This is a genomic window from Pseudomonas asplenii, from assembly GCF_900105475.1.
Lineage (GTDB): Bacteria > Pseudomonadota > Gammaproteobacteria > Pseudomonadales > Pseudomonadaceae > Aquipseudomonas > Aquipseudomonas asplenii.
In genome coordinates this window covers 499,846-517,001 of record NZ_LT629777.1, presented here as the reverse complement: position 1 = coordinate 517,001, position 17,156 = coordinate 499,846, and the positions used below count along the sequence as shown (strand labels likewise).

21 protein-coding genes are annotated in these 17,156 nt (G+C 57.9%); 15 read left to right on the top strand and 6 right to left on the bottom strand.

Annotated elements, in window-relative coordinates:
- The first annotated feature begins 2 nt into the window (after window positions 1-2).
- The 3 genes from BLU37_RS02380 to BLU37_RS02370 all read left to right on the top strand — a co-directional run bounded on the left by BLU37_RS02380 (window position 3) and on the right by BLU37_RS02370 (window position 1,874).
- On the top strand, window positions 3-671 hold the full coding sequence (locus BLU37_RS02380) for a hypothetical protein (protein WP_090202119.1): 669 nt from the start codon (window positions 3-5) through the stop codon (window positions 669-671).
- Between the two features lie 164 nt (window positions 672-835).
- On the top strand, window positions 836-1,399 hold the full coding sequence (locus BLU37_RS02375; protein WP_090202118.1) for a hypothetical protein: 564 nt from the start codon (window positions 836-838) through the stop codon (window positions 1,397-1,399).
- Window positions 1,400-1,664: 265 nt separating this feature from the next.
- Window positions 1,665-1,874 carry a hypothetical protein gene (locus BLU37_RS02370; protein ID WP_044391691.1) on the top strand — a complete coding sequence of 70 codons (210 nt, stop codon included), beginning with the start codon at window positions 1,665-1,667 and terminating at the stop codon, window positions 1,872-1,874.
- A 116-nt stretch (window positions 1,875-1,990) separates the two neighbouring features.
- Here the strand turns inward: BLU37_RS02370 and BLU37_RS02365 are convergent, their stop codons facing one another.
- From BLU37_RS02365 to BLU37_RS02355, 3 genes are all read right to left on the bottom strand, one after another.
- Window positions 1,991-2,515 carry a GNAT family N-acetyltransferase gene (locus tag BLU37_RS02365; protein ID WP_090202117.1) on the bottom strand — a complete coding sequence of 175 codons (525 nt, stop codon included), beginning with the start codon at window positions 2,513-2,515 and terminating at the stop codon, window positions 1,991-1,993.
- An 11-nt stretch (window positions 2,516-2,526) separates the two neighbouring features.
- On the bottom strand, window positions 2,527-2,937 hold the full coding sequence (locus tag BLU37_RS02360; protein WP_090202116.1) for a hypothetical protein: 411 nt from the start codon (window positions 2,935-2,937) through the stop codon (window positions 2,527-2,529).
- A 176-nt stretch (window positions 2,938-3,113) separates the two neighbouring features.
- On the bottom strand, window positions 3,114-4,112 hold the full coding sequence (locus BLU37_RS02355) for a tyrosine-type recombinase/integrase (RefSeq protein WP_232000454.1): 999 nt from the start codon (window positions 4,110-4,112) through the stop codon (window positions 3,114-3,116).
- A 167-nt stretch (window positions 4,113-4,279) separates the two neighbouring features.
- Here BLU37_RS02355 and BLU37_RS02350 point away from each other — a divergent pair, with 167 nt between their 5' ends.
- Complete coding sequence (locus tag BLU37_RS02350; protein WP_090202114.1) at window positions 4,280-4,924, top strand: MBL fold metallo-hydrolase; 645 nt, start codon at window positions 4,280-4,282, stop codon at window positions 4,922-4,924.
- Window positions 4,925-5,021: 97 nt separating this feature from the next.
- On the top strand, window positions 5,022-5,801 hold the full coding sequence (locus tag BLU37_RS02345) for an OmpA family protein (RefSeq protein ID WP_090202113.1): 780 nt from the start codon (window positions 5,022-5,024) through the stop codon (window positions 5,799-5,801).
- Window positions 5,802-5,880: 79 nt separating this feature from the next.
- Here the strand turns inward: BLU37_RS02345 and BLU37_RS02340 are convergent, their stop codons facing one another.
- Window positions 5,881-6,318, bottom strand: coding sequence for a YhcB family protein (locus BLU37_RS02340; protein WP_010452560.1), 438 nt, complete (start codon window positions 6,316-6,318; stop codon window positions 5,881-5,883).
- Between the two features lie 148 nt (window positions 6,319-6,466).
- Between BLU37_RS02340 and BLU37_RS02335 the strand changes: the two genes are divergently transcribed.
- The 3 genes from BLU37_RS02335 to zapE all read left to right on the top strand — a co-directional run bounded on the left by BLU37_RS02335 (window position 6,467) and on the right by zapE (window position 9,659).
- Window positions 6,467-7,096 carry an alpha/beta hydrolase gene (locus BLU37_RS02335; RefSeq protein WP_029530395.1) on the top strand — a complete coding sequence of 210 codons (630 nt, stop codon included), beginning with the start codon at window positions 6,467-6,469 and terminating at the stop codon, window positions 7,094-7,096.
- Window positions 7,097-7,121: 25 nt separating this feature from the next.
- The gene (locus BLU37_RS02330) at window positions 7,122-8,474 is read left to right on the top strand and encodes a tryptophan--tRNA ligase (protein WP_090202112.1); all 1,353 of its coding nucleotides are present in this window, start codon (window positions 7,122-7,124) and stop codon (window positions 8,472-8,474) included.
- Between the two features lie 90 nt (window positions 8,475-8,564).
- Window positions 8,565-9,659: a cell division protein ZapE gene (gene zapE, locus BLU37_RS02325; RefSeq protein ID WP_010452567.1), complete on the top strand. Its 1,095-nt coding sequence runs from the start codon at window positions 8,565-8,567 to the stop codon at window positions 9,657-9,659.
- 57 nt (window positions 9,660-9,716) lie between these two features.
- Here the strand turns inward: zapE and BLU37_RS02320 are convergent, their stop codons facing one another.
- A complete protein-coding gene (locus tag BLU37_RS02320) occupies window positions 9,717-10,613 on the bottom strand; it encodes a GlxA family transcriptional regulator (RefSeq protein WP_172833080.1) in 897 nt (298 codons plus the stop codon).
- 339 nt (window positions 10,614-10,952) lie between these two features.
- The gene (locus BLU37_RS02315) at window positions 10,953-11,993 is read right to left on the bottom strand and encodes an NADP(H)-dependent aldo-keto reductase (RefSeq protein WP_090202110.1); all 1,041 of its coding nucleotides are present in this window, start codon (window positions 11,991-11,993) and stop codon (window positions 10,953-10,955) included.
- A gap of 245 nt (window positions 11,994-12,238) precedes the next feature.
- Here BLU37_RS02315 and rplM point away from each other — a divergent pair, with 245 nt between their 5' ends.
- The 7 genes from rplM to BLU37_RS02280 all read left to right on the top strand — a co-directional run bounded on the left by rplM (window position 12,239) and on the right by BLU37_RS02280 (window position 17,129).
- Window positions 12,239-12,667 carry a 50S ribosomal protein L13 gene (rplM, locus tag BLU37_RS02310; protein WP_010452571.1) on the top strand — a complete coding sequence of 143 codons (429 nt, stop codon included), beginning with the start codon at window positions 12,239-12,241 and terminating at the stop codon, window positions 12,665-12,667.
- Between the two features lie 14 nt (window positions 12,668-12,681).
- On the top strand, window positions 12,682-13,074 hold the full coding sequence (rpsI, locus tag BLU37_RS02305; protein WP_010452573.1) for a 30S ribosomal protein S9: 393 nt from the start codon (window positions 12,682-12,684) through the stop codon (window positions 13,072-13,074).
- 250 nt (window positions 13,075-13,324) lie between these two features.
- Window positions 13,325-13,918, top strand: a complete 594-nt coding sequence (gene petA, locus BLU37_RS02300; protein WP_090202109.1) for a ubiquinol-cytochrome c reductase iron-sulfur subunit — start codon at window positions 13,325-13,327, stop codon at window positions 13,916-13,918.
- Window positions 13,918-15,129 (top strand): cytochrome b, encoded by a 1,212-nt coding sequence (locus BLU37_RS02295; RefSeq protein ID WP_010452578.1) that lies wholly within the window; start codon window positions 13,918-13,920, stop codon window positions 15,127-15,129. Before petA ends, BLU37_RS02295 begins: the two co-directional genes overlap by 1 nt.
- Window positions 15,129-15,911 (top strand): cytochrome c1, encoded by a 783-nt coding sequence (locus BLU37_RS02290; protein ID WP_010452579.1) that lies wholly within the window; start codon window positions 15,129-15,131, stop codon window positions 15,909-15,911. Before BLU37_RS02295 ends, BLU37_RS02290 begins: the two co-directional genes overlap by 1 nt.
- 187 nt (window positions 15,912-16,098) lie before the next feature.
- Window positions 16,099-16,731 (top strand): glutathione S-transferase N-terminal domain-containing protein, encoded by a 633-nt coding sequence (locus BLU37_RS02285; protein ID WP_090202108.1) that lies wholly within the window; start codon window positions 16,099-16,101, stop codon window positions 16,729-16,731.
- A complete protein-coding gene (locus tag BLU37_RS02280) occupies window positions 16,728-17,129 on the top strand; it encodes a ClpXP protease specificity-enhancing factor (RefSeq protein WP_090202107.1) in 402 nt (133 codons plus the stop codon). Before BLU37_RS02285 ends, BLU37_RS02280 begins: the two co-directional genes overlap by 4 nt.
- Window positions 17,130-17,156: the final 27 nt, after the last annotated feature.

Genomic DNA, 17,156 nt, shown 5'->3' with positions numbered 1-17,156 from the left:
GCATGTACGGACTGGATTTGAATAAGGGCAATTGGATGCGCAAAGCGATAAAAGCAAACCTCGAAGCATGGGTCGAGAAACTGGAATCACAACAAAACATCGACGGGGATTATCTTGATCACGATTTTTTCCTGGACTACAAACTGCTGGGCGTAGCGACCTTTCTTAAGCAGATCGCCTTTGAAGGGGACGACATGGAGCTACTGGCCATTGCTTCAAAAGCAGAAATGCTGGTCACGAGGAAAATTCAAGCTGACGAGGAGGCAGAGGAGGAAGAGGATCTGCTGCGGCAGCAGCAGTACGAAGCGGACGAACGAATCAGGACAGCTTGTTATCACTACTTCTACACTGAACCTGCTTTCGCCGTGGACATGTCTAAATACGAGGCGCTGATCGACGCGTCTGCTAAAAACTTCTCTGACCCCTACAAGCTGTCGAGCCTGCGCCGCTATGTCGAGCAGAGCCAAGTGCTAGCAAAGGTGTACGACAAAGTGAAAGCTCGCCTGCGTCGCGGCTGCGACGGGCAAGCGACGCCGACATTTGAAGACGTTGCGCGAGCATTCGACGCAGAGCTCCCGGTAATCTATCGCCGCGCCGATGCTCATGTCGAGCGGACGATCGCTCAATACGCGGCGTCACCTGCGTCACCTGCGTCAGCAAGCCTGAGCTGACGTCACCTCTCCTGGGATAAATGCATCGCTTCATGTCGACGTCGGTTTTGTTCGCTCAAAATGACACGTAGTTGGAATGCATTTTGTCTACTGGCCAGATATGTTTTCTCGACGCGCCGAACATCAAGGTAGGCGTAACCAATCAATTTAAAGGATTTCGCTACATGCAAATGGTGTTTGGATTCGCTGCCCTGTGTGCCTTCGCGATGGTTGCTGGTTGTGCAGGTGAAAAATCTGTCCCGAGAGATTCGGCAGTTGTCACTGTTTCCGCGTACGGTCCGGATCTGTTCGGTCAGCACGCGCATGGTGTCGGAGGGCGCTTGGATGTCCGAGAGTCTTCCGGAGGGGCAACCAAACTCAGTTATCCACCTATGGATGTACGTGCTTGCAACCAATCCAACACAACCTGTTCACTGGGTATTGGGGTGATCGATGGCACCGCTGAGATCATTTCGTCGAGCGCAACCGGCGCTACAGTGGCAATCAATCTGAACTACCAGGTGGGCCGCAACTACTCGTTCAATGCTAACGGTCAGCAACTCAAGCTGGCGGTGCCGACTGATGTGCAGGCACTGCAGGCCAACCAGGCGATCTCGAAAAAGATCGAGGTGGCCTATGGGGAGGTCGTGCATCTGCCGCTTCCATTCGGTGTGGATGTTGCTGTATGCGCCCAAAAGCACAATGCAGGCGAAATCATGCCTGATCGGAGCGTATGCCAAGGGTATTGATGGCACACCGCGATGCGATGAGCTCAGACACAAATCGCGGCTGGTCGGGATCGGCCGCTGGATGTGCCTAGAGGAAGCCGATTCAGCATTCGCACCCGCCGATTGCTGTCCAACTAATTGGGAAGCTTGCGAAGATCATGGCTCAGGGTATTGATACCAATCTTCACGGACGCTAGCCTGAGCGAGCTCGAATCGGCACACACGAAGGGCTGGATGGTTAATACATCGATCTGTGCCGACCCCCCACACACAAAAGGATATTGTTATGGCAACTACCATGTACTTTGAAGAAACGATCAAGGATCAAGGTAACAGAACCTCAATGGACGTAGAAATCGGTCGATCTTCTTTCTACCCAGAAGACAGCATCTACATTAATGTCGATGGAAAATTGGTAATAATGGATCGAGCAACTGCCAAACGATTTGTTGAAGCGGTCGTATCAGTCGGTTTTTATCATGGATTTACTGAATAACCAGTGGTTAGTCTCCCTGTCTTTCTCTCGGTCACGATGCTTGAATCGCCCAGGGTTCTAGATGCGCATAAACGGGGTTTTGGGAGTAACGGAACATAAGCCCAACTGCTGCCCCGTCAGGATGGCTGCTGTGCAGCCTCAAGAGCTTTGAAGCCCTGGATGATGGTGCCTGTCGAGAGTGCCAAGCGTAGAGGGCTTGTGTTGGTCTCTACAAAGTCTAGGTCGCGATAGTAGCTTGCTGCCTTTTCGTCCTTGGCATCGACGAGGATGAAAGCCACGCCAGAATGCTTGGAGATCGCGTACACACGTCGGAAGAAATCGACCATTAGTCGCTTGCCGACGCCCTTGCCTTGCTGACCTTTGTCAACAGCCAAACGGCTGAGCAGCACTGCCGGCATTGGGTAGCGGGGCATCTTTTTCATCTGCTCTTCGCTGAGGTCGGACTCCACGACGGAGGCGTTGGCCAGCGTGTAGTAGCCTATCAGCTGGCCATCCTCAACAAGCATGAACGTCCTGGAGACGTTACGCTTTTCGTCTTGGGTGGCCTGTTGGGCGATATAGGTATTAAGGGCTGGGTGAAGACCGCAATCAAAAGTTTTGCGGTCTATCGACTTGTCGTACGGGACAGTGCTGAATTCCATTTCCTAAAGCCTTAGCGCAGTGCGAGCAAGGCCTGGAGTTTGGCGTTTGGCGGAGGGGGGTTGTCGAGCATCTCACGAGCGACAGCCGAATTCATAACGGTGAGGCCTTCCAGATCCACCAAGTCAACGATCACGGCTTCTTGTTGGCTGCGCACAATACCATCCATCAGGGCCTGCATCTGTTGCTGCAGCTCCTTGATCTCCTTCTGCATCGCTGCCATGGACGGCTTTTCAACATGCTTGACCTTTGTCCAGCCTCGAAAGCGTCGGAAAGCCTTCACTCGTGCTGCATGAGTAGTCTTGACCTCTTCGTGCTTCGAGGGGTCACCAGAAAATGCGAGCGTCACAAAGCGACCACTGCCAGCTTCCTGAAACAGGGGTTGGCCTTTTGCGGTTGGTTGGGACTTCGATTTATCGGTCATGTGAACACCTCATTTGTGCCAAGACTACCACATAAAGCTTGACATCGCTTTGCCGGAGGATCTTACGAGGCTGAGGTTGCGGGCTATTCAAGCTTTTTGCGGGGCAGGCAGAGGGGGGCTTAAGTGCACTTTCTGTTCCGTTGCTCCCCCAATCCCTTGCTATCGCGAAAACGGGGTTAAGCCAGTTTTTTTGCGAGATCCTCTGTTTTTGGGTGGTAGTAACGCATCAGCATTCGGGTGTCCTGGTGTCCGGTGATCTTGGTTAGTTCGTGCAGCGGGAAAATGTCAGCTAGGCGTGATGTCGCCTCGTGGCGTAGATCGTGGAAGCGAAGGTTAACCAAGAACGGGTCTTCGGCAATTCGCTTGTCGATCTTATCCTTGGGTAACTTCTTCTGTTTCATGTGGCGCTCCAATAATCCATGGTACGCCTGGCGAGCGTCCTCGATAGCGTCAGCGAATGCCTTGGTGATGGTGTCAGGTCTGCTCTTGAAGTAGGTATCCTCTCTATCGCGTTCGGGCAGGCTTTTAAGTACCTCTACTGCTTTGCTAGACAGCGGCACTCCTCGCGCAGATCCGTTTTTGGTCATCGGGAGTAGAGCGACCCGTTTCTCCAAATTTACATTGGTGCGCAGAAGGCTGCAGATTTCCCCCCGGCGCATGGCTGTCTCCACTGCGAAAGTTACAATCTGGGGCAGCTCGGTTGATCGAGAGTAGCGTCGAATCATCTCTAGCTCGTCGAGGTGTTCTTTTACGAGCTTTCCAGCTTCGAGCGTCCAGACGTCTGCGCTAAGGATACGGCGATCGCGCGCGTCGTCGACGCTCGGTTGGCGTATCAGTTCGACGGGATTGCTTAGTGATTCCATGCGCCATTCTTTGCGGGCAATGGTAAAGACGTGAGAGATCAAAGCTAGCTCTCGGCGCACAGTTGCCGGAGCTAAGCCCTCAGCGAGCCGACTATCACGGTAGCTGGCCAGATCGGCGCCACGAATGCTGGCCAGCGATCTCATGGCTAGCGGATGTCGCTGCATGGCCTGAATCCTAGAAAGTTCCGAGGCACTGCTCCTCTTCTTGCTTGTTACTTCGCTAGCATACGTCTCCAGAGCCGTAGAGAATGAGGTGGATTCGGCCTCATTTCGGCTGACGAACGCGCCCGCGTCCATCTCGCGCTCGATCATGGTCGCCCATGTCTTTGCTTCAGCCTGGGTATTGAATGTCTTGGTTTGCAGGGGCCATCCTTTTCGTCTGACCTGAACCTGCCACTGAGACGGGCCACGCTTTCGAAGTGTCGCCATTTTTATTCTCGGTGTGACAAAATTGTGCCAATAATTATATAGGAACACCTATGGAAGCCGCAAAATATAACCTTATCCGCGAAACCTTCCCTGTAGGCCCTTTGCAGTGCAACTGCACGATCATTGGCGATCCGCTGACGAAAAAAGCCATCGTCGTCGATCCGGGCGGCAATCATGAGTTGATCCTGGCCCGGCTCGACGCCCTGGGCCTGAAGGTGGTCAGCATCATCCATACCCATGCGCATCTGGATCACTTCCTGGCCTCCGGCCAATTGAAGGAGAAAACCGGCGCGACCCTGCATCTGCACAAGGACGACCAGTTCCTTTGGGACAACCTGGAGATGCAGTGCAATATGTTCGGCGTGCCCTACACGCCGGTGCCGTCGCCGGACAAATGGCTGGCCGATGACGAGGAACTGGCCTGTGGGTGTGGCGTGGCCCTGCATACGCCGGGACATACCCCAGGCTCCATGAGCTTCTGGTTTTCCGAGGCTAGACTGTTGATTGCCGGAGATACGCTGTTTCGCCGGGGTATCGGCCGTACCGACCTGTGGGGCGGTGATCAGGCGACTATCGTGCGCTCGATCAAGCAACGGCTGTATACGCTGGATGAAGAGGCAACAGTGGTCACCGGCCACGGTCCTGACACCCGACTGGGCGATGAGATACGTGAAAATCCATTCGTTCGCGGTTGAAATGTTTCATGGAATTTTTACCGTTCGTCGTGTTCAAACGCCAGCACAGGTCTATTGCCAACGGCCTCTGCACCTTTATTGAGTAGGAGCTAGATCCATGTTCACCTCGCGCCGTTTGATTATCGTCGCTACTGCCGTTGCCATGTTGTCCGGCTGTGCTTCGCAAAACCCTTATGACAACCAGGGACAGATGGAGCAAGGCGGCTCCTCGGGTATGAGCAGAACCGCCAAGTATGGCGGCCTTGGCGCCCTGGCCGGTGCCGTCGCCGGTGCCGCCATCGACCACAACAATCGTGGCAAGGGCGCGCTGATCGGTGCCCTGGTCGCGGGTGCCGGTGCTGCCGGTTATGGTTACTACGCCGACCAGCAGGAAAAGAAACTGCGTGAAAGCATGGCCAACACCGGTGTTCAGGTGCAGCGCCAGGGTGATCAGATCAAGCTGATCATGCCGGGCAATATCACGTTTGCCACCAACTCCGATGCGATTGCCAGCAGCTTCTATCAGCCGCTGAACAACCTGGCCAATTCCCTCAAGGAGTTCAACCAGAACCAGATCGAGATCGTCGGCTACACCGATAGCACCGGTAGCCGTCAGCTGAACATGGACCTGTCGCAACGCCGTGCCCAAAGCGTGGCCAATTACCTGACCTCGCAAGGTGTCAACGGAGCCAACCTGTCGGCCCGTGGTGCCGGTCCCGACAATCCGATCGCCAGCAACGCCGACGTCAATGGCCGGGCGCAGAATCGTCGGGTGGAAGTCAACCTGCGCGCCATTCCTGGTCAGCAGTACGGTCAGCCACAGGGCCAGTATCAGCAGCAAGGTCAGTATCAGCAACAGGGCCAGCAGTACGGTCAGCCGGTCCAGCAATACCCTTGAATGCCTGACTGAACCCCAGGCATGAAAAAGCCCGCCCGATCACAGATCGGGCGGGCTTTTTTGTAGGACTGAAGTCGGCTTATTTCTTCAGGCCGTAATGCTCGTCGAGCATGCCAGGCGAGTTCGGCGCCTTGGGCGCGTAGTCACGCGGCGGCTCCTGGTTTTCCCGTGGTGGGGTCAGGCGTTCCCGTGGCGACTGCGGGGCTTCGGAATGCAGGGCGGCCAGCAGGCGTTGGCGAGTCAGCTCGTCCAGGGCCAGGCGATTGGCGCCCTCGGCGAGGTGGTCTTGCACTTCCTGGTAGCTCTGGGTGAGTTTCTTGACCAGAGCGGCGGTGCTGTTGAAGTGGGTGACCACTTCATTCTGATAACTGTCGAAACGTTCCTGGATATCGTCCAACTGACGCTGTGTGCTGCTGGGAGCGGCACTCGGGACCAGACGGGCGACCAGGAAACCGATGGCGACACCGGCAACCAGGGCAAGAGTCGGCAACAACCAAACTAAGAGCGAGTGTTCCACGAGTCCTTCCTCTATAAACGGCTTTGCTTTACGTTAACGGCTCGGACCTGCGCTGTATACCGCGATCTTCGGGTCGCAAGCTGTCAGGCACAGACTTTTAGCTAGACGAGTCGACCCTCAGAGAGGTCACGGAGTTCATTCCTTGCTTATGCGTGAAACCGCTTTTTTCATCGACGGCCCGGTCGGTCAACTGGAAGCCTTGTACCTCGAAAACCCCGAACCGCGTGGGCTGGCGCTGATCTGTCACCCCAATCCGGTACAAGGCGGAACCATGCTCAACAAGGTCGTCTCGACCCTGCAGCGCACGGCTCGCGATGCCGGATTGATCACCCTGCGTTTCAACTATCGGGGTGTCGGTGCCAGCGCCGGCAGCCATGACATGGGCAGTGGCGAAGTCGATGATGCCGAGGCCGCCGCACAGTGGTTGCTGGCAAAACACCCGAACCTGCCGCTGACACTGTTCGGTTTTTCCTTCGGCGGTTTCGTTGCAGCGACCCTCGGGGGGCGTCTGGAGGCCCGTGGTCAGTCGCTCAAGCATCTGTTCATGGTGGCGGCGGCGGTGATGCGCCTGCGTGCCGAGGACCGTCTGCCTGAAGGCTGCCCCCTGACCCTGATCCAGCCGGAAGCCGACGAAGTGATCGACCCGCAAGTGGTCTATGACTGGTCCGCTGCCCTCCAACGCCCCCATGAGCTGCTGAAAGTGGCAGAATGCGGACACTTTTTTCATGGCAAGCTGACCGATCTGAAGGATCTGCTCCTGCCGCGCCTCTCGAACTGATAGCAGTCTGACTAAGCGATTACCCATGACGACTCGTACGCGTATCCTCACCGGCATTACCACCACCGGCACGCCGCACCTGGGCAACTATGCCGGCGCCATCCGCCCGGCGATCCTGGCCAGCCGCGACAGCAATGCCGACTCCTTCTATTTCCTGGCCGACTACCACGCGCTGATCAAGTGCGATGATCCGCTGCGCATCCAGCGTTCGCGCCTGGAAATCGCCGCGACCTGGCTGGCCGGTGGCCTGGATGTGGACCGCGTGACGTTCTATCGCCAGTCGGACATCCCGGAAATCCCCGAACTGACCTGGCTGCTGACCTGCGTCGCGGCCAAGGGCCTGCTGAACCGCGCCCATGCCTACAAGGCCTCGGTGGACAAGAACGTCGAGGGCGGTGAAGACCCGGATGCCGGGATCACCATGGGCCTGTACAGCTACCCGGTGCTGATGGCTGCGGACATCCTGATGTTCAACGCCCACAAGGTGCCGGTCGGTCGCGACCAGATCCAGCATGTGGAAATGGCCCGCGATATCGGCCAGCGCTTCAACCACCTGTTTGGCCAGGGCAAGGAGTTCTTCGCCATGCCCGAGGCTCTGATCGAGGAAAGCGTGGCGACCCTGCCGGGCCTGGATGGCCGGAAAATGTCCAAGAGCTATGACAACACCATTCCGTTGTTCACCAGCGCCAAGGACATGAAAGACGCCATTTCGCGGATCGTCACTGACTCCCGTGCGCCAGGCGAAGCCAAGGATCCGGACAATTCTCACCTGTTCACCCTGTACCAGGCGTTTGCCACGTCCGAACAGGCGGCCGGTTTCCGCGACGAGCTGCTGGGTGGCCTGGGCTGGGGCGAGGCGAAGAACCGGCTGTTCCAGTTGCTCGACGGCGAGCTGGGCGAGAAACGCGAGCGTTATCACGAGCTGATTGCCCGTCCGGCAGACCTGGAAGACATCCTCCAGACTGGCGCGCAGAAAGCCCGCAAGGTGGCGACGCCGTTCCTCGCACAATTGCGCGAAGCGGTCGGCCTGCGTTCGTTCGTCAACCAGGTGCAGGTGGCTGAGACGGGCAAGAAGAAAGCCGCCAAGGCCGCGCGTTTTGTCAGCTTCCGTGAAGATGACAGCTTCCGTTTCCGCCTGTTGGCGGCCGACGGCGAGCAGCTGTTGCTGTCGCGCAACTTTGCCGACGGCAAGGCCGCGGGTGCGGTGACCAAGCAACTGCAGTCGGGCCAGGCCCTGGATATCCGTCCCGAGGCCCGCGCTTTCAGCGTCTGGCTGGACGGTGCGTGTGTCGCTGACAGTCCCGAGTTTGCCGACGACGCGGCCCGTGACGCAGCCATCGAGGCCCTGCGGGTAGCCCTGACGCCTGTTCAGGACTGACTAACGGTCGGCCCGATCAAGGGCTGATTGCCATTCCTACGGGCCGTCGCTACAGTGACGGCCCGTTTTTGTTACCTCGCTAACGAAATTATGACGCCCCTAGAACGATATCAAGCTGATCTGAAACGCCCCGAGTTCTTTCACGACGCGGCCCAGGAAACGGCTGTGCGTCACTTGCAGCGCCTGTACGACGACCTGATCGCAGCCTCGCAGAACAAGCCGGGCTTGCTCGGCAAGCTGTTCGGCAAGAAAGACCAGACGCCGGTCAAGGGCCTGTACTTCTGGGGTGGTGTGGGCCGTGGCAAGACCTATCTGGTCGATACCTTCTTCGAAGCCCTGCCGTTCAAGGAAAAGACCCGTACGCACTTCCACCGCTTCATGAAGCGGGTGCACGAGGAAATGAAGACCCTGGGCGGCGAGAAGAACCCGCTGACCCTCATCGCCAAGCGTTTCGCTGCCGAGACCCGGGTGATCTGCTTCGATGAGTTCTTCGTTTCCGACATCACCGATGCGATGATTCTCGGCACTCTGATGGAAGAGCTGTTCAAGAACGGCGTGACCCTGGTCGCGACCTCGAACATCGTGCCGGACGGCCTCTACAAGGACGGCCTGCAACGTGCGCGTTTCCTGCCGGCGATCGCGCTGATCAAGCAGAACACCGAGATCGTCAACGTCGACAGCGGCGTCGATTATCGCCTGCGTCACCTGGAGCAGGCCGAACTGTTCCACTTCCCGCTCAACGAAGCGGCTCATGAGAGCCTGCGCAAGAGTTTCCGCGCGCTGACGCCGGAATGCACCCAGGCGGTGGAAAACGATGTACTGATCATCGAGAACCGGCAGATTCGTGCCCTGCGCACTTGCGACGACGTGGCCTGGTTTGACTTCCGCGAACTGTGTGATGGTCCACGCAGCCAGAACGACTACATCGAACTGGGCAAGATCTTCCACGCGGTGCTGCTCAGCGGCGTCGAGCAGATGAGCGTCACCACCGACGACATCGCCCGACGTTTCATCAACATGGTCGACGAGTTCTACGACCGCAACGTCAAGCTGATCATCTCGGCGGAAGTCGAGCTCAAGGATCTCTACACCGGCGGTCGCCTGAACTTCGAATTCCAGCGGACCCTCAGCCGTCTGCTGGAGATGCAATCCCACGAGTTCCTGTCGCGGGCGCACAAGCCTTAGCAACGCCTGCGGGGTGCCATTCGGCGCCCCTTCAGCCTTCCCGAAGTCCGCTGCGGCTCAGGCCGCCTGCTGGAACTGTTGCCGATACTGGTTCGGTGACAGTTCGGTGTGTTGGCGGAACAACCGCGCAAAGAAGCTGGCATCGTCGTAGCCGACCTCGTAGCTGATGGTCTTGATGCTTTTGCGGGTACCGGACAACAAGCCCTTGGCCGTCTCGATGCGCAGGCGTTGCAGGTAATGCAGCGGCTTGTCACCGGTGGCGGTCTGGAAGCGGCGCATGAAGTTGCGGATGCTCATGCCGTGCTCGCGAGCGACATCCTCGAAGCGGAACTTGTCGGCGAAATGTTCTTCGAGCCACTGCTGGATCTGCAGGATGATCACGTCCTGGTGCAGCTTCTGGCCGCCGAAGCCGATGCGGCCCGGCGCGTAGCTGCGCTGCACCTCATAGAGAATGTCGCGGGCTACGGCCTGGGCGATGTTGGCGCCGCAGAAACGCTCGATCAGGTAGATGTAGAGGTCGCAGGCCGAGGTGGTGCCGCTGGCGCAGTACAGGTTGTCGGCGTCGGTCAGGTGTTTGCCCTGGTTCAGTTGGACAGCGGGAAAGCGTTCGCTGAAGGCGTTGAAGAAACGCCAGTAGGTCGTGGCTTCCTTGCCGTCGAGCAGGCCGGCTTCGGCCAGCCAGAACACCCCGGTTGCCTCGCCGCAGAGCACCGCGCCACGGGCATGCTGCTCGCGCAGCCAGGGCAGGACCTGCGGGTAACGTTGGCAGAGGTTGTCGAAGTCGTCCCAGAACGCCGGGAGGATGATCACATCGGTGTTCGCGAGGGCGCCGTCCACCGGCATGATCACGTCGCTGAAACTGCGCACGGGATTGCCGTCGGGGCTGACCAGGCGTGTCTCGAAGGCCGGGGTCAGGCCCTGGCCGAGTTGCTTGCCGTAACGCAGGCTGGCCAGGTGGAAAAAATCCTTGGCTTGCATGAGGGTCGAGGCGAAGACCCGATCGATAGCCAGGATGCTGACGCGCCGCAAGGGCGTCGAGGAAGTGTTAGCCATAATCATTTATTCTTATAAGGTAAAGTGGTCAACAGACGGCTGGATCGTCTTATTTTTTGTCGTAGGTGTCCAGTGCTTCGCGTTAAAACGCGGGCATGGGCTCTGAGGGGCGTGGCAGGGGCAGGGGCGGGGAGCCATCATGGTGGGCGCGTCGTGACGGGCAGCGTTCACGACGGTTCGAAGAAGTGGCGAGCGGGCACGCCCACTCGCCAGACAGCGTGGGCCGATTTGAGTGTGCGTTTACGGCGCCGGGTTCGGATGATCCTTGTGGATCGCCTCGATTCCCGCCAGCACGTCATCCGAGAGCTTCAGTTCGGCGCTGGCAATGTTGCTCTCCAGTTGTGCCAGGGTCGTGGCGCCAATGATGTTGCTGGTGACGAACGGTTGTTGAGTGACGAAGGCCAGGGCCATCTGTGCCGGGTCCAGGCCGTGTTCGCGGGCCAGGGCAACGTAGCGGCTGCAAGCGGCTTCCGACTGTGGGTTGAAGTACCGGCTGAAGCGGCTGTAGAGGCTCAGGCGGGCTTTGTCCGGCCGTGCGCCACCTTCATACTTGCCCGATAGAAAACCGAAGGCCATCGGCGAGTAGGCCAGCAGCCCGCACTGCTCGCGCAGGGCGATTTCTGCCAGGCCGACTTCGAAGCTGCGGTTGAGCAGGTTGTAGGGGTTCTGGATCGATACCGCCCGCGGCCAGCCGCGACGTTCTGCTTCGAGCAGGAACTTCATGGTGCCCCACGGCGTTTCGTTGGACAGGCCGATGTGGCGGATCTTGCCGGCCTTGACCTGTTCGTCCAGGGCTTCGAGGATGTCCTCGATCGGCGTGAACGCCTCGTCGGCCTTGTGCTTGTAGCCCAGTTGCCCGAAGAAGTTGGTGCTGCGCTCCGGCCAGTGCAGTTGGTACAGGTCGATCCAGTCGGTCTGCAGGCGTTTGAGGCTGGCGTCCAGGGCCTCGACGATGTGGCGACGGTTGTGCTTGAGGTTGCCGTCGCGAATGTAGCTGATGCCGTTGCCCGGACCGGCAATCTTGCTCGCCAGGACCCACTGGTCGCGGTCGCCGCGCTGCTTGAACCAGTTGCCGATGATGCGTTCGGTGCTGGCGTAGGTTTCGGCCTTGGGCGGCACCGGATACATCTCGGCGGTGTCCATGAAATTGATGCCGGCGGCCTTGGCGTGTTCGATCTGGGCAAAGGCCTCGGACTCGGTGTTCTGCTCGCCCCAGGTCATGGTGCCCAGGCATATTGCGCTCACGTTCAGATCGGTCCGGCCTAGCTGACGGTATTCCATTGGCTGCTCCTGTGGGAAAACACTCATAAAAGCAGGTTGAATTTTTTTTCGCAATCTGCATAATTGCGCACCTCTTTATGCAGTGGAAGTGATGCGCCGCCGCCAAAGAATCTTGCCGTTGAACGGACGCGCCGACCCGAGCCCCCGAAAGCGTCTGTATCCGGCTGCCTTTGACCTTGTCAAAGTACGCACTATTCAGTAAGATCCGCCGTCTTATTTACAGACGGCCCCTGAGGCTATAAAGAATGAAAACTTTTACTGCTAAACCGGAAACAGTTAAGCGCGACTGGTTTGTCGTCGACGCTGCTGGTCAGACCCTGGGTCGTCTGGCCACCGAAATCGCGAGCCGTCTGCGTGGCAAGCACAAAGCCGAGTACACCCCGCACGTCGATACCGGTGACTACATCGTTGTCATCAACGCCGAGCAGGTTCGTGTGACCGGTGCTAAAAGCACTGACAAGATGTACTACTCCCACTCCGGTTTCCCGGGCGGCATCAAGTCGATCAACTTCGAAAAGCTGATCGCAAAAGCCCCTGAGCGTGTGATCGAGACCGCGGTAAAAGGCATGCTGCCTAAGAACCCGCTGGGTCGCGACATGTACCGTAAGCTGAAAGTCTATGCGGGCGCTGTACACCCTCATACTGCTCAGCAGCCCCAAGAACTGAAGATTTAACGGAATAGTTCATTATGTCGGCGACTCAAAATTACGGCACTGGCCGTCGCAAGACCGCAACCGCACGCGTTTTCCTGCGTCCTGGTACCGGTAATATCTCCATCAACAACCGCTCCCTGGACGTGTTCTTCGGTCGCGAAACTGCCCGCATGGTAGTTCGTCAGCCGCTGGAACTGACCGAGACCGTCGAGAAATTCGACATCTACGTCACCGTCGTTGGTGGTGGTGTGAGTGGTCAAGCTGGTGCAATCCGCCACGGTATCACTCGTGCTCTGATGGATTACGACGAAACTCTGCGCAGCGCCCTGCGTAAAGCTGGTTACGTAACCCGCGACGCTCGTGAAGTCGAGCGTAAGAAAGTTGGTCTGCGTAAAGCGCGTAAGCGTCCGCAGTACTCGAAGCGTTAATTCGCTCCCAGCTTCAAAAAGAAGCCCGGTTCCCTTGTGGAACCGGGCTTTTTTTATGGGCGAATATTTGCTGTGACAACTTGCCACATCCGTAGACCCCCTATACTACAAGGCCTGGGGCAATGTGGGTCCGGTAATTACCTTGTCAGAGGTGGGGCTTTTCATTACCATTCGGCAAAATTTTTATAACGATAGATTTTTACTTAGACGCCTGATTTAACAGGCCACAAAGCTGATGGGAGAGGACTGAATGAGCAATGACGGCGTGAATGCAGGCCGGCGTCGCTTTCTCGTAGCAGCCACATCCGTGGTAGGAGCTGCAGGAGCGGTGGGGGCTGCGGTCCCGTTCGTGGGGTCATGGTTTCCCAGTGCCAAGGCGAAAGCCGCCGGTGCACCGGTGAAAGTGAATATCGCCAAGATCGACCCAGGGCAGCAGATGATTGCCGAGTGGCGGGGTCAACCGGTGTTCATTGTTCGCCGGACCGAGGAGATTCTGGGGAACTTGAAGAAGATCGAGGGGCAGCTCTCCGATCCATCCTCCAAGAACTCGGTACAACCCACCTACGTCAATCCGCAGACGCGGTCGATCAAGCCAGAGGTCCTTCTGCTGATCGGTATCTGCACCCACCTGGGTTGCTCGCCAACCTTCCGTCCTGAAGTGGCGCCTGCCGATCTCGGCAAGGACTGGGTCGGCGGTTATTTCTGCCCCTGCCACGGTTCCCACTACGATCTGGCCGGTCGCGTCTACAAGGCTCAGCCCGCGCCCCTGAACCTGCCGGTTCCGCCACATTCCTATGAGTCCGACACGGTCATTGTCGTTGGCGTCGATCAGGAGAAAGCGTGATGAGCAAGTTCATGGATTGGGTTGATGCACGCTTCCCCGCCACCAAGATGTGGGAAGACCATCTCAGCAAGTACTACGCACCGAAGAACTTCAACTTCTTCTATTTCTTCGGCTCCCTGGCGCTGCTCGTACTGGTCAACCAGCTCGTCACCGGTGTCTGGCTGACAATGAGCTACACCCCGTCGGCAGAAGAGGCGTTCGCCTCCGTCGAATACATCATGCGGGATGTCGAATACGGCGCGATCCTGCGTCTGTTGCACTCCACCGGCGCTTCGGCGTTCTTCATCGTGGTCTACCTGCACATGTTCCGTGGCCTGCTCTACGGTTCGTACCAGAAACCGCGTGAGCTGGTCTGGCTGTTCGGCATGCTGATCTATCTGGCGCTGATGGCTGAGGCCTTCATGGGTTATCTGCTGCCTTGGGGTCAGATGTCCTACTGGGGCGCGCAGGTGATCATCTCGCTGTTCGGTGCGATTCCGGTTATCGGTGACGACCTGACCCAGTGGATTCGCGGTGACTACCTGATTTCCGGAATCACCCTGAACCGCTTCTTCGCCCTGCACGTGGTTGCCCTGCCGATCGTCATTCTCGGCCTGGTGGTTCTGCATATCCTGGCGTTGCACGAAGTGGGTTCGAACAACCCCGATGGTGTCGACATCAAGAAGAAAAAGGACGAAAACGGCATACCGCTGGATGGCATTCCGTTCCATCCTTACTACACCGTGAAAGATATCGTCGGCGTAGTGGTGTTCCTGTTCGTGTTCTGCTCCGTGGTGTTCTTCTTCCCGGAAATGGGCGGTTATTTCCTCGAAAAACCGAACTTCGAAGTGGCCAACGCCTTCAAGACGCCTGAGCACATTGCCCCGGTCTGGTACTTCACACCGTTCTACGCGATCTTGCGGGCGGTGCCGGACAAGCTCATGGGGGTTGTCGCCATGGGTGCCTCGATTGCCCTGCTGTTCGTGCTGCCGTGGCTGGATCGCAGCCCCGTCAAGTCGATGCGCTACAAGGGCTGGCTGAGCCGGATCTGGCTGGTGATCTTCTGTGTTTCCTTCCTGATCCTTGGCTGGCTGGGCGTGATGGCGCCGACTCCGGGTCGTACGTTGCTGTCGCAGGTATGCACCGTGCTGTATTTCGCCTACTTCATTCTGATGCCGTTCTATACCCGGCTCGAGAAGACCAAACCGGTTCCGGAAAGGGTGACTGGCTGATGAAAAAACTATTTGCTGTTTTGTTGCTTGCGGCTCTGCCGGTACTGTCCTTCGCTGCCGAGCATGGTGGCCCCGAGCTTGAGAGCGTCGACATCGACGTTTCCGACAAGGCCGCCATGCAAGATGGTGCGCGGACTTTCGCCAACTACTGCATGGGTTGCCACAGTGCCAAGTTCCAACGGTACGAGCGGGTCGCCGACGACCTGGGCATTCCTCATGACCTGATGCTCAAGAACCTGGTGTTCACCGGCGCCAAGATCGGCGACCACATGAGCATCGGCATGCAGCCGGCGGATGCCAAGGCCTGGTTCGGTGCAGCTCCGCCTGATCTGACTCTGGTGGCGCGAGTGCGTGGCACCGATTGGCTCTACGGTTACCTGCGGTCCTTCTATGAAGATCCTGCGCGTCCATGGGGCGTGAACAACAAGGTCTTCCCGAACGTCGGCATGCCGAACGTGCTGGTGGGCCTGCAAGGCCGCCAGGTGGTGGGTTGCAAGCAGGTTCAGGTCGTCGAGGATGGCAAGAAGCAATATGATCCTCTGACCGGCACGCCATTGACTCATGAAGCGTGTGATCAACTGACCATCGTGCCCAAGAGCGGGACGCTGACTCAGGAGCAGTTCGATGAGAAGGTCAAGAACCTGGTGACCTTCCTGGCCTACTCGGCCAACCCGGTGAAGCTGCAGCATCAGCGCATCGGTACTTACGTTCTGCTGTACCTGGCCTTCCTCTTCGTATTCGCTTATCTGCTCAAGCGCGAATACTGGAAGGATGTGCACTGATAACGTTGTAATATAGCTGTCAGTCAATCGTGCGCGCCCAAGGGTGCCTCTGAAGACGTAGCAGGCTGGTGTGACAAGGCGAAACCGAAGGGCTTTGCCGGCTGTCAGTCCAGTGGCTACGGGAGGCTTTCCTTGGGCGCGCTCGTTTTTGCGTTTCGATAATTTTAAACAAGCGAGGAGGACCGCCATGGGCGTGACCAATCGGTTGGCCTGTTACTCCGACCCCGCCGACCACTATTCCCACCGTGTGCGTATTGTGTTGGCGGAAAAGGGTGTCAGTGCCGAGATCATCAGTGTCGAAGCTGGACGCCAGCCCGCCAAGCTGACCGAAGTGAACCCTTACGGCAGCCTGCCAACCCTGGTCGATCGCGACCTGGCGTTGTGGGAGTCGACTGTGGTGATGGAATACCTGGATGAGCGCTATCCGCATCCGCCGCTGCTACCGGTTTATCCGGTGGCGCGGGCCAACAGTCGTTTGCTGATGCATCGCATCCAGCGCGATTGGTGCGGGCTGGTCGACCTGATCCTGGATTCGCGAACCAAGGAACCGGCGCGTGTGCAGGCCCGTAAAGAGTTGCGCGAGAGCCTGACCGGGGTTTCGCCGTTGTTCGCCGACAAGCCATTCTTCCTCAGTGAGGAGCAAAGTCTGGTCGATTGCTGTCTATTACCGATACTCTGGCGTCTGCCGATGCTGGGTATTGAATTGCCGCGGCCAGCCAAGCCGCTGCTCGATTATATGGAGCGCCAGTTTGCGCGTGAGGCTTTCCAGACGAGCCTGTCTGGTGTCGAACGCGATATGCGCCAAGGAGCTGTTCAATGAACTCCAGCCGTCCTTATTTGATTCGTGCCTTGTACGAATGGATAGTGGATAACGATTGCACGCCGCACGTCCTGGTCAATTCCGAAGCACCTGCAGTGCAGGTGCCGCAAGGTTTTGCCAGCGACGGGCAGATCGTCCTGAATATTTCGCCAAGTGCCGTGCGTCACTTGCACATGGACAACGAAGCCGTCAGTTTCGAAGGGCGCTTTGGTGGTGTGGCTCATACGCTGTATGTGCCCATTGGTGCCATTCTCGGGATCTATGCCCGGGAAAACGGCCAGGGCATGGTGTTCGACCTCGAGTCTCCACTGGAGGACGAGGAAGAAGTCGAGTCGGATGATGATGGTCCGGAGCCGCCGCGCCCCAGCGGTCGTCCGAGCCTGAAGGTTGTGAAGTAACAGCCATTCAGGTGCCCACGAAAAAGC

Bases quoted from the DNA above. Each gene is read 5' to 3' on its own strand.
- BLU37_RS02315 (WP_090202110.1), bottom strand. From the start codon at position 11,993: ATGGAATACCGTCAGCTAGGCCGGACCGATCTGAACGTGAGCGCAATA.
- BLU37_RS02330 (WP_090202112.1), top strand. From the start codon at position 7,122: ATGACGACTCGTACGCGTATCCTCACCGGCATTACCACCACCGGCACG.
- petA (WP_090202109.1), top strand. From the start codon at position 13,325: ATGAGCAATGACGGCGTGAATGCAGGCCGGCGTCGCTTTCTCGTAGCA.
- BLU37_RS02365 (WP_090202117.1), bottom strand. From the start codon at position 2,515: ATGGAATTCAGCACTGTCCCGTACGACAAGTCGATAGACCGCAAAACT.
- BLU37_RS02335 (WP_029530395.1), top strand. From the start codon at position 6,467: ATGCGTGAAACCGCTTTTTTCATCGACGGCCCGGTCGGTCAACTGGAA.
- BLU37_RS02285 (WP_090202108.1), top strand. From the start codon at position 16,099: ATGGGCGTGACCAATCGGTTGGCCTGTTACTCCGACCCCGCCGACCAC.
- BLU37_RS02370 (WP_044391691.1), top strand. From the start codon at position 1,665: ATGGCAACTACCATGTACTTTGAAGAAACGATCAAGGATCAAGGTAAC.
- rplM (WP_010452571.1), top strand. From the start codon at position 12,239: ATGAAAACTTTTACTGCTAAACCGGAAACAGTTAAGCGCGACTGGTTT.
- BLU37_RS02380 (WP_090202119.1), top strand. From the start codon at position 3: ATGTACGGACTGGATTTGAATAAGGGCAATTGGATGCGCAAAGCGATA.
- BLU37_RS02280 (WP_090202107.1), top strand. From the start codon at position 16,728: ATGAACTCCAGCCGTCCTTATTTGATTCGTGCCTTGTACGAATGGATA.
- zapE (WP_010452567.1), top strand. From the start codon at position 8,565: ATGACGCCCCTAGAACGATATCAAGCTGATCTGAAACGCCCCGAGTTC.
- BLU37_RS02375 (WP_090202118.1), top strand. From the start codon at position 836: ATGCAAATGGTGTTTGGATTCGCTGCCCTGTGTGCCTTCGCGATGGTT.
- BLU37_RS02360 (WP_090202116.1), bottom strand. From the start codon at position 2,937: ATGACCGATAAATCGAAGTCCCAACCAACCGCAAAAGGCCAACCCCTG.
- BLU37_RS02350 (WP_090202114.1), top strand. From the start codon at position 4,280: ATGGAAGCCGCAAAATATAACCTTATCCGCGAAACCTTCCCTGTAGGC.
- BLU37_RS02295 (WP_010452578.1), top strand. From the start codon at position 13,918: ATGAGCAAGTTCATGGATTGGGTTGATGCACGCTTCCCCGCCACCAAG.
- rpsI (WP_010452573.1), top strand. From the start codon at position 12,682: ATGTCGGCGACTCAAAATTACGGCACTGGCCGTCGCAAGACCGCAACC.
- BLU37_RS02290 (WP_010452579.1), top strand. From the start codon at position 15,129: ATGAAAAAACTATTTGCTGTTTTGTTGCTTGCGGCTCTGCCGGTACTG.
- BLU37_RS02355 (WP_232000454.1), bottom strand. From the start codon at position 4,112: ATGATCGAGCGCGAGATGGACGCGGGCGCGTTCGTCAGCCGAAATGAG.
- BLU37_RS02345 (WP_090202113.1), top strand. From the start codon at position 5,022: ATGTTCACCTCGCGCCGTTTGATTATCGTCGCTACTGCCGTTGCCATG.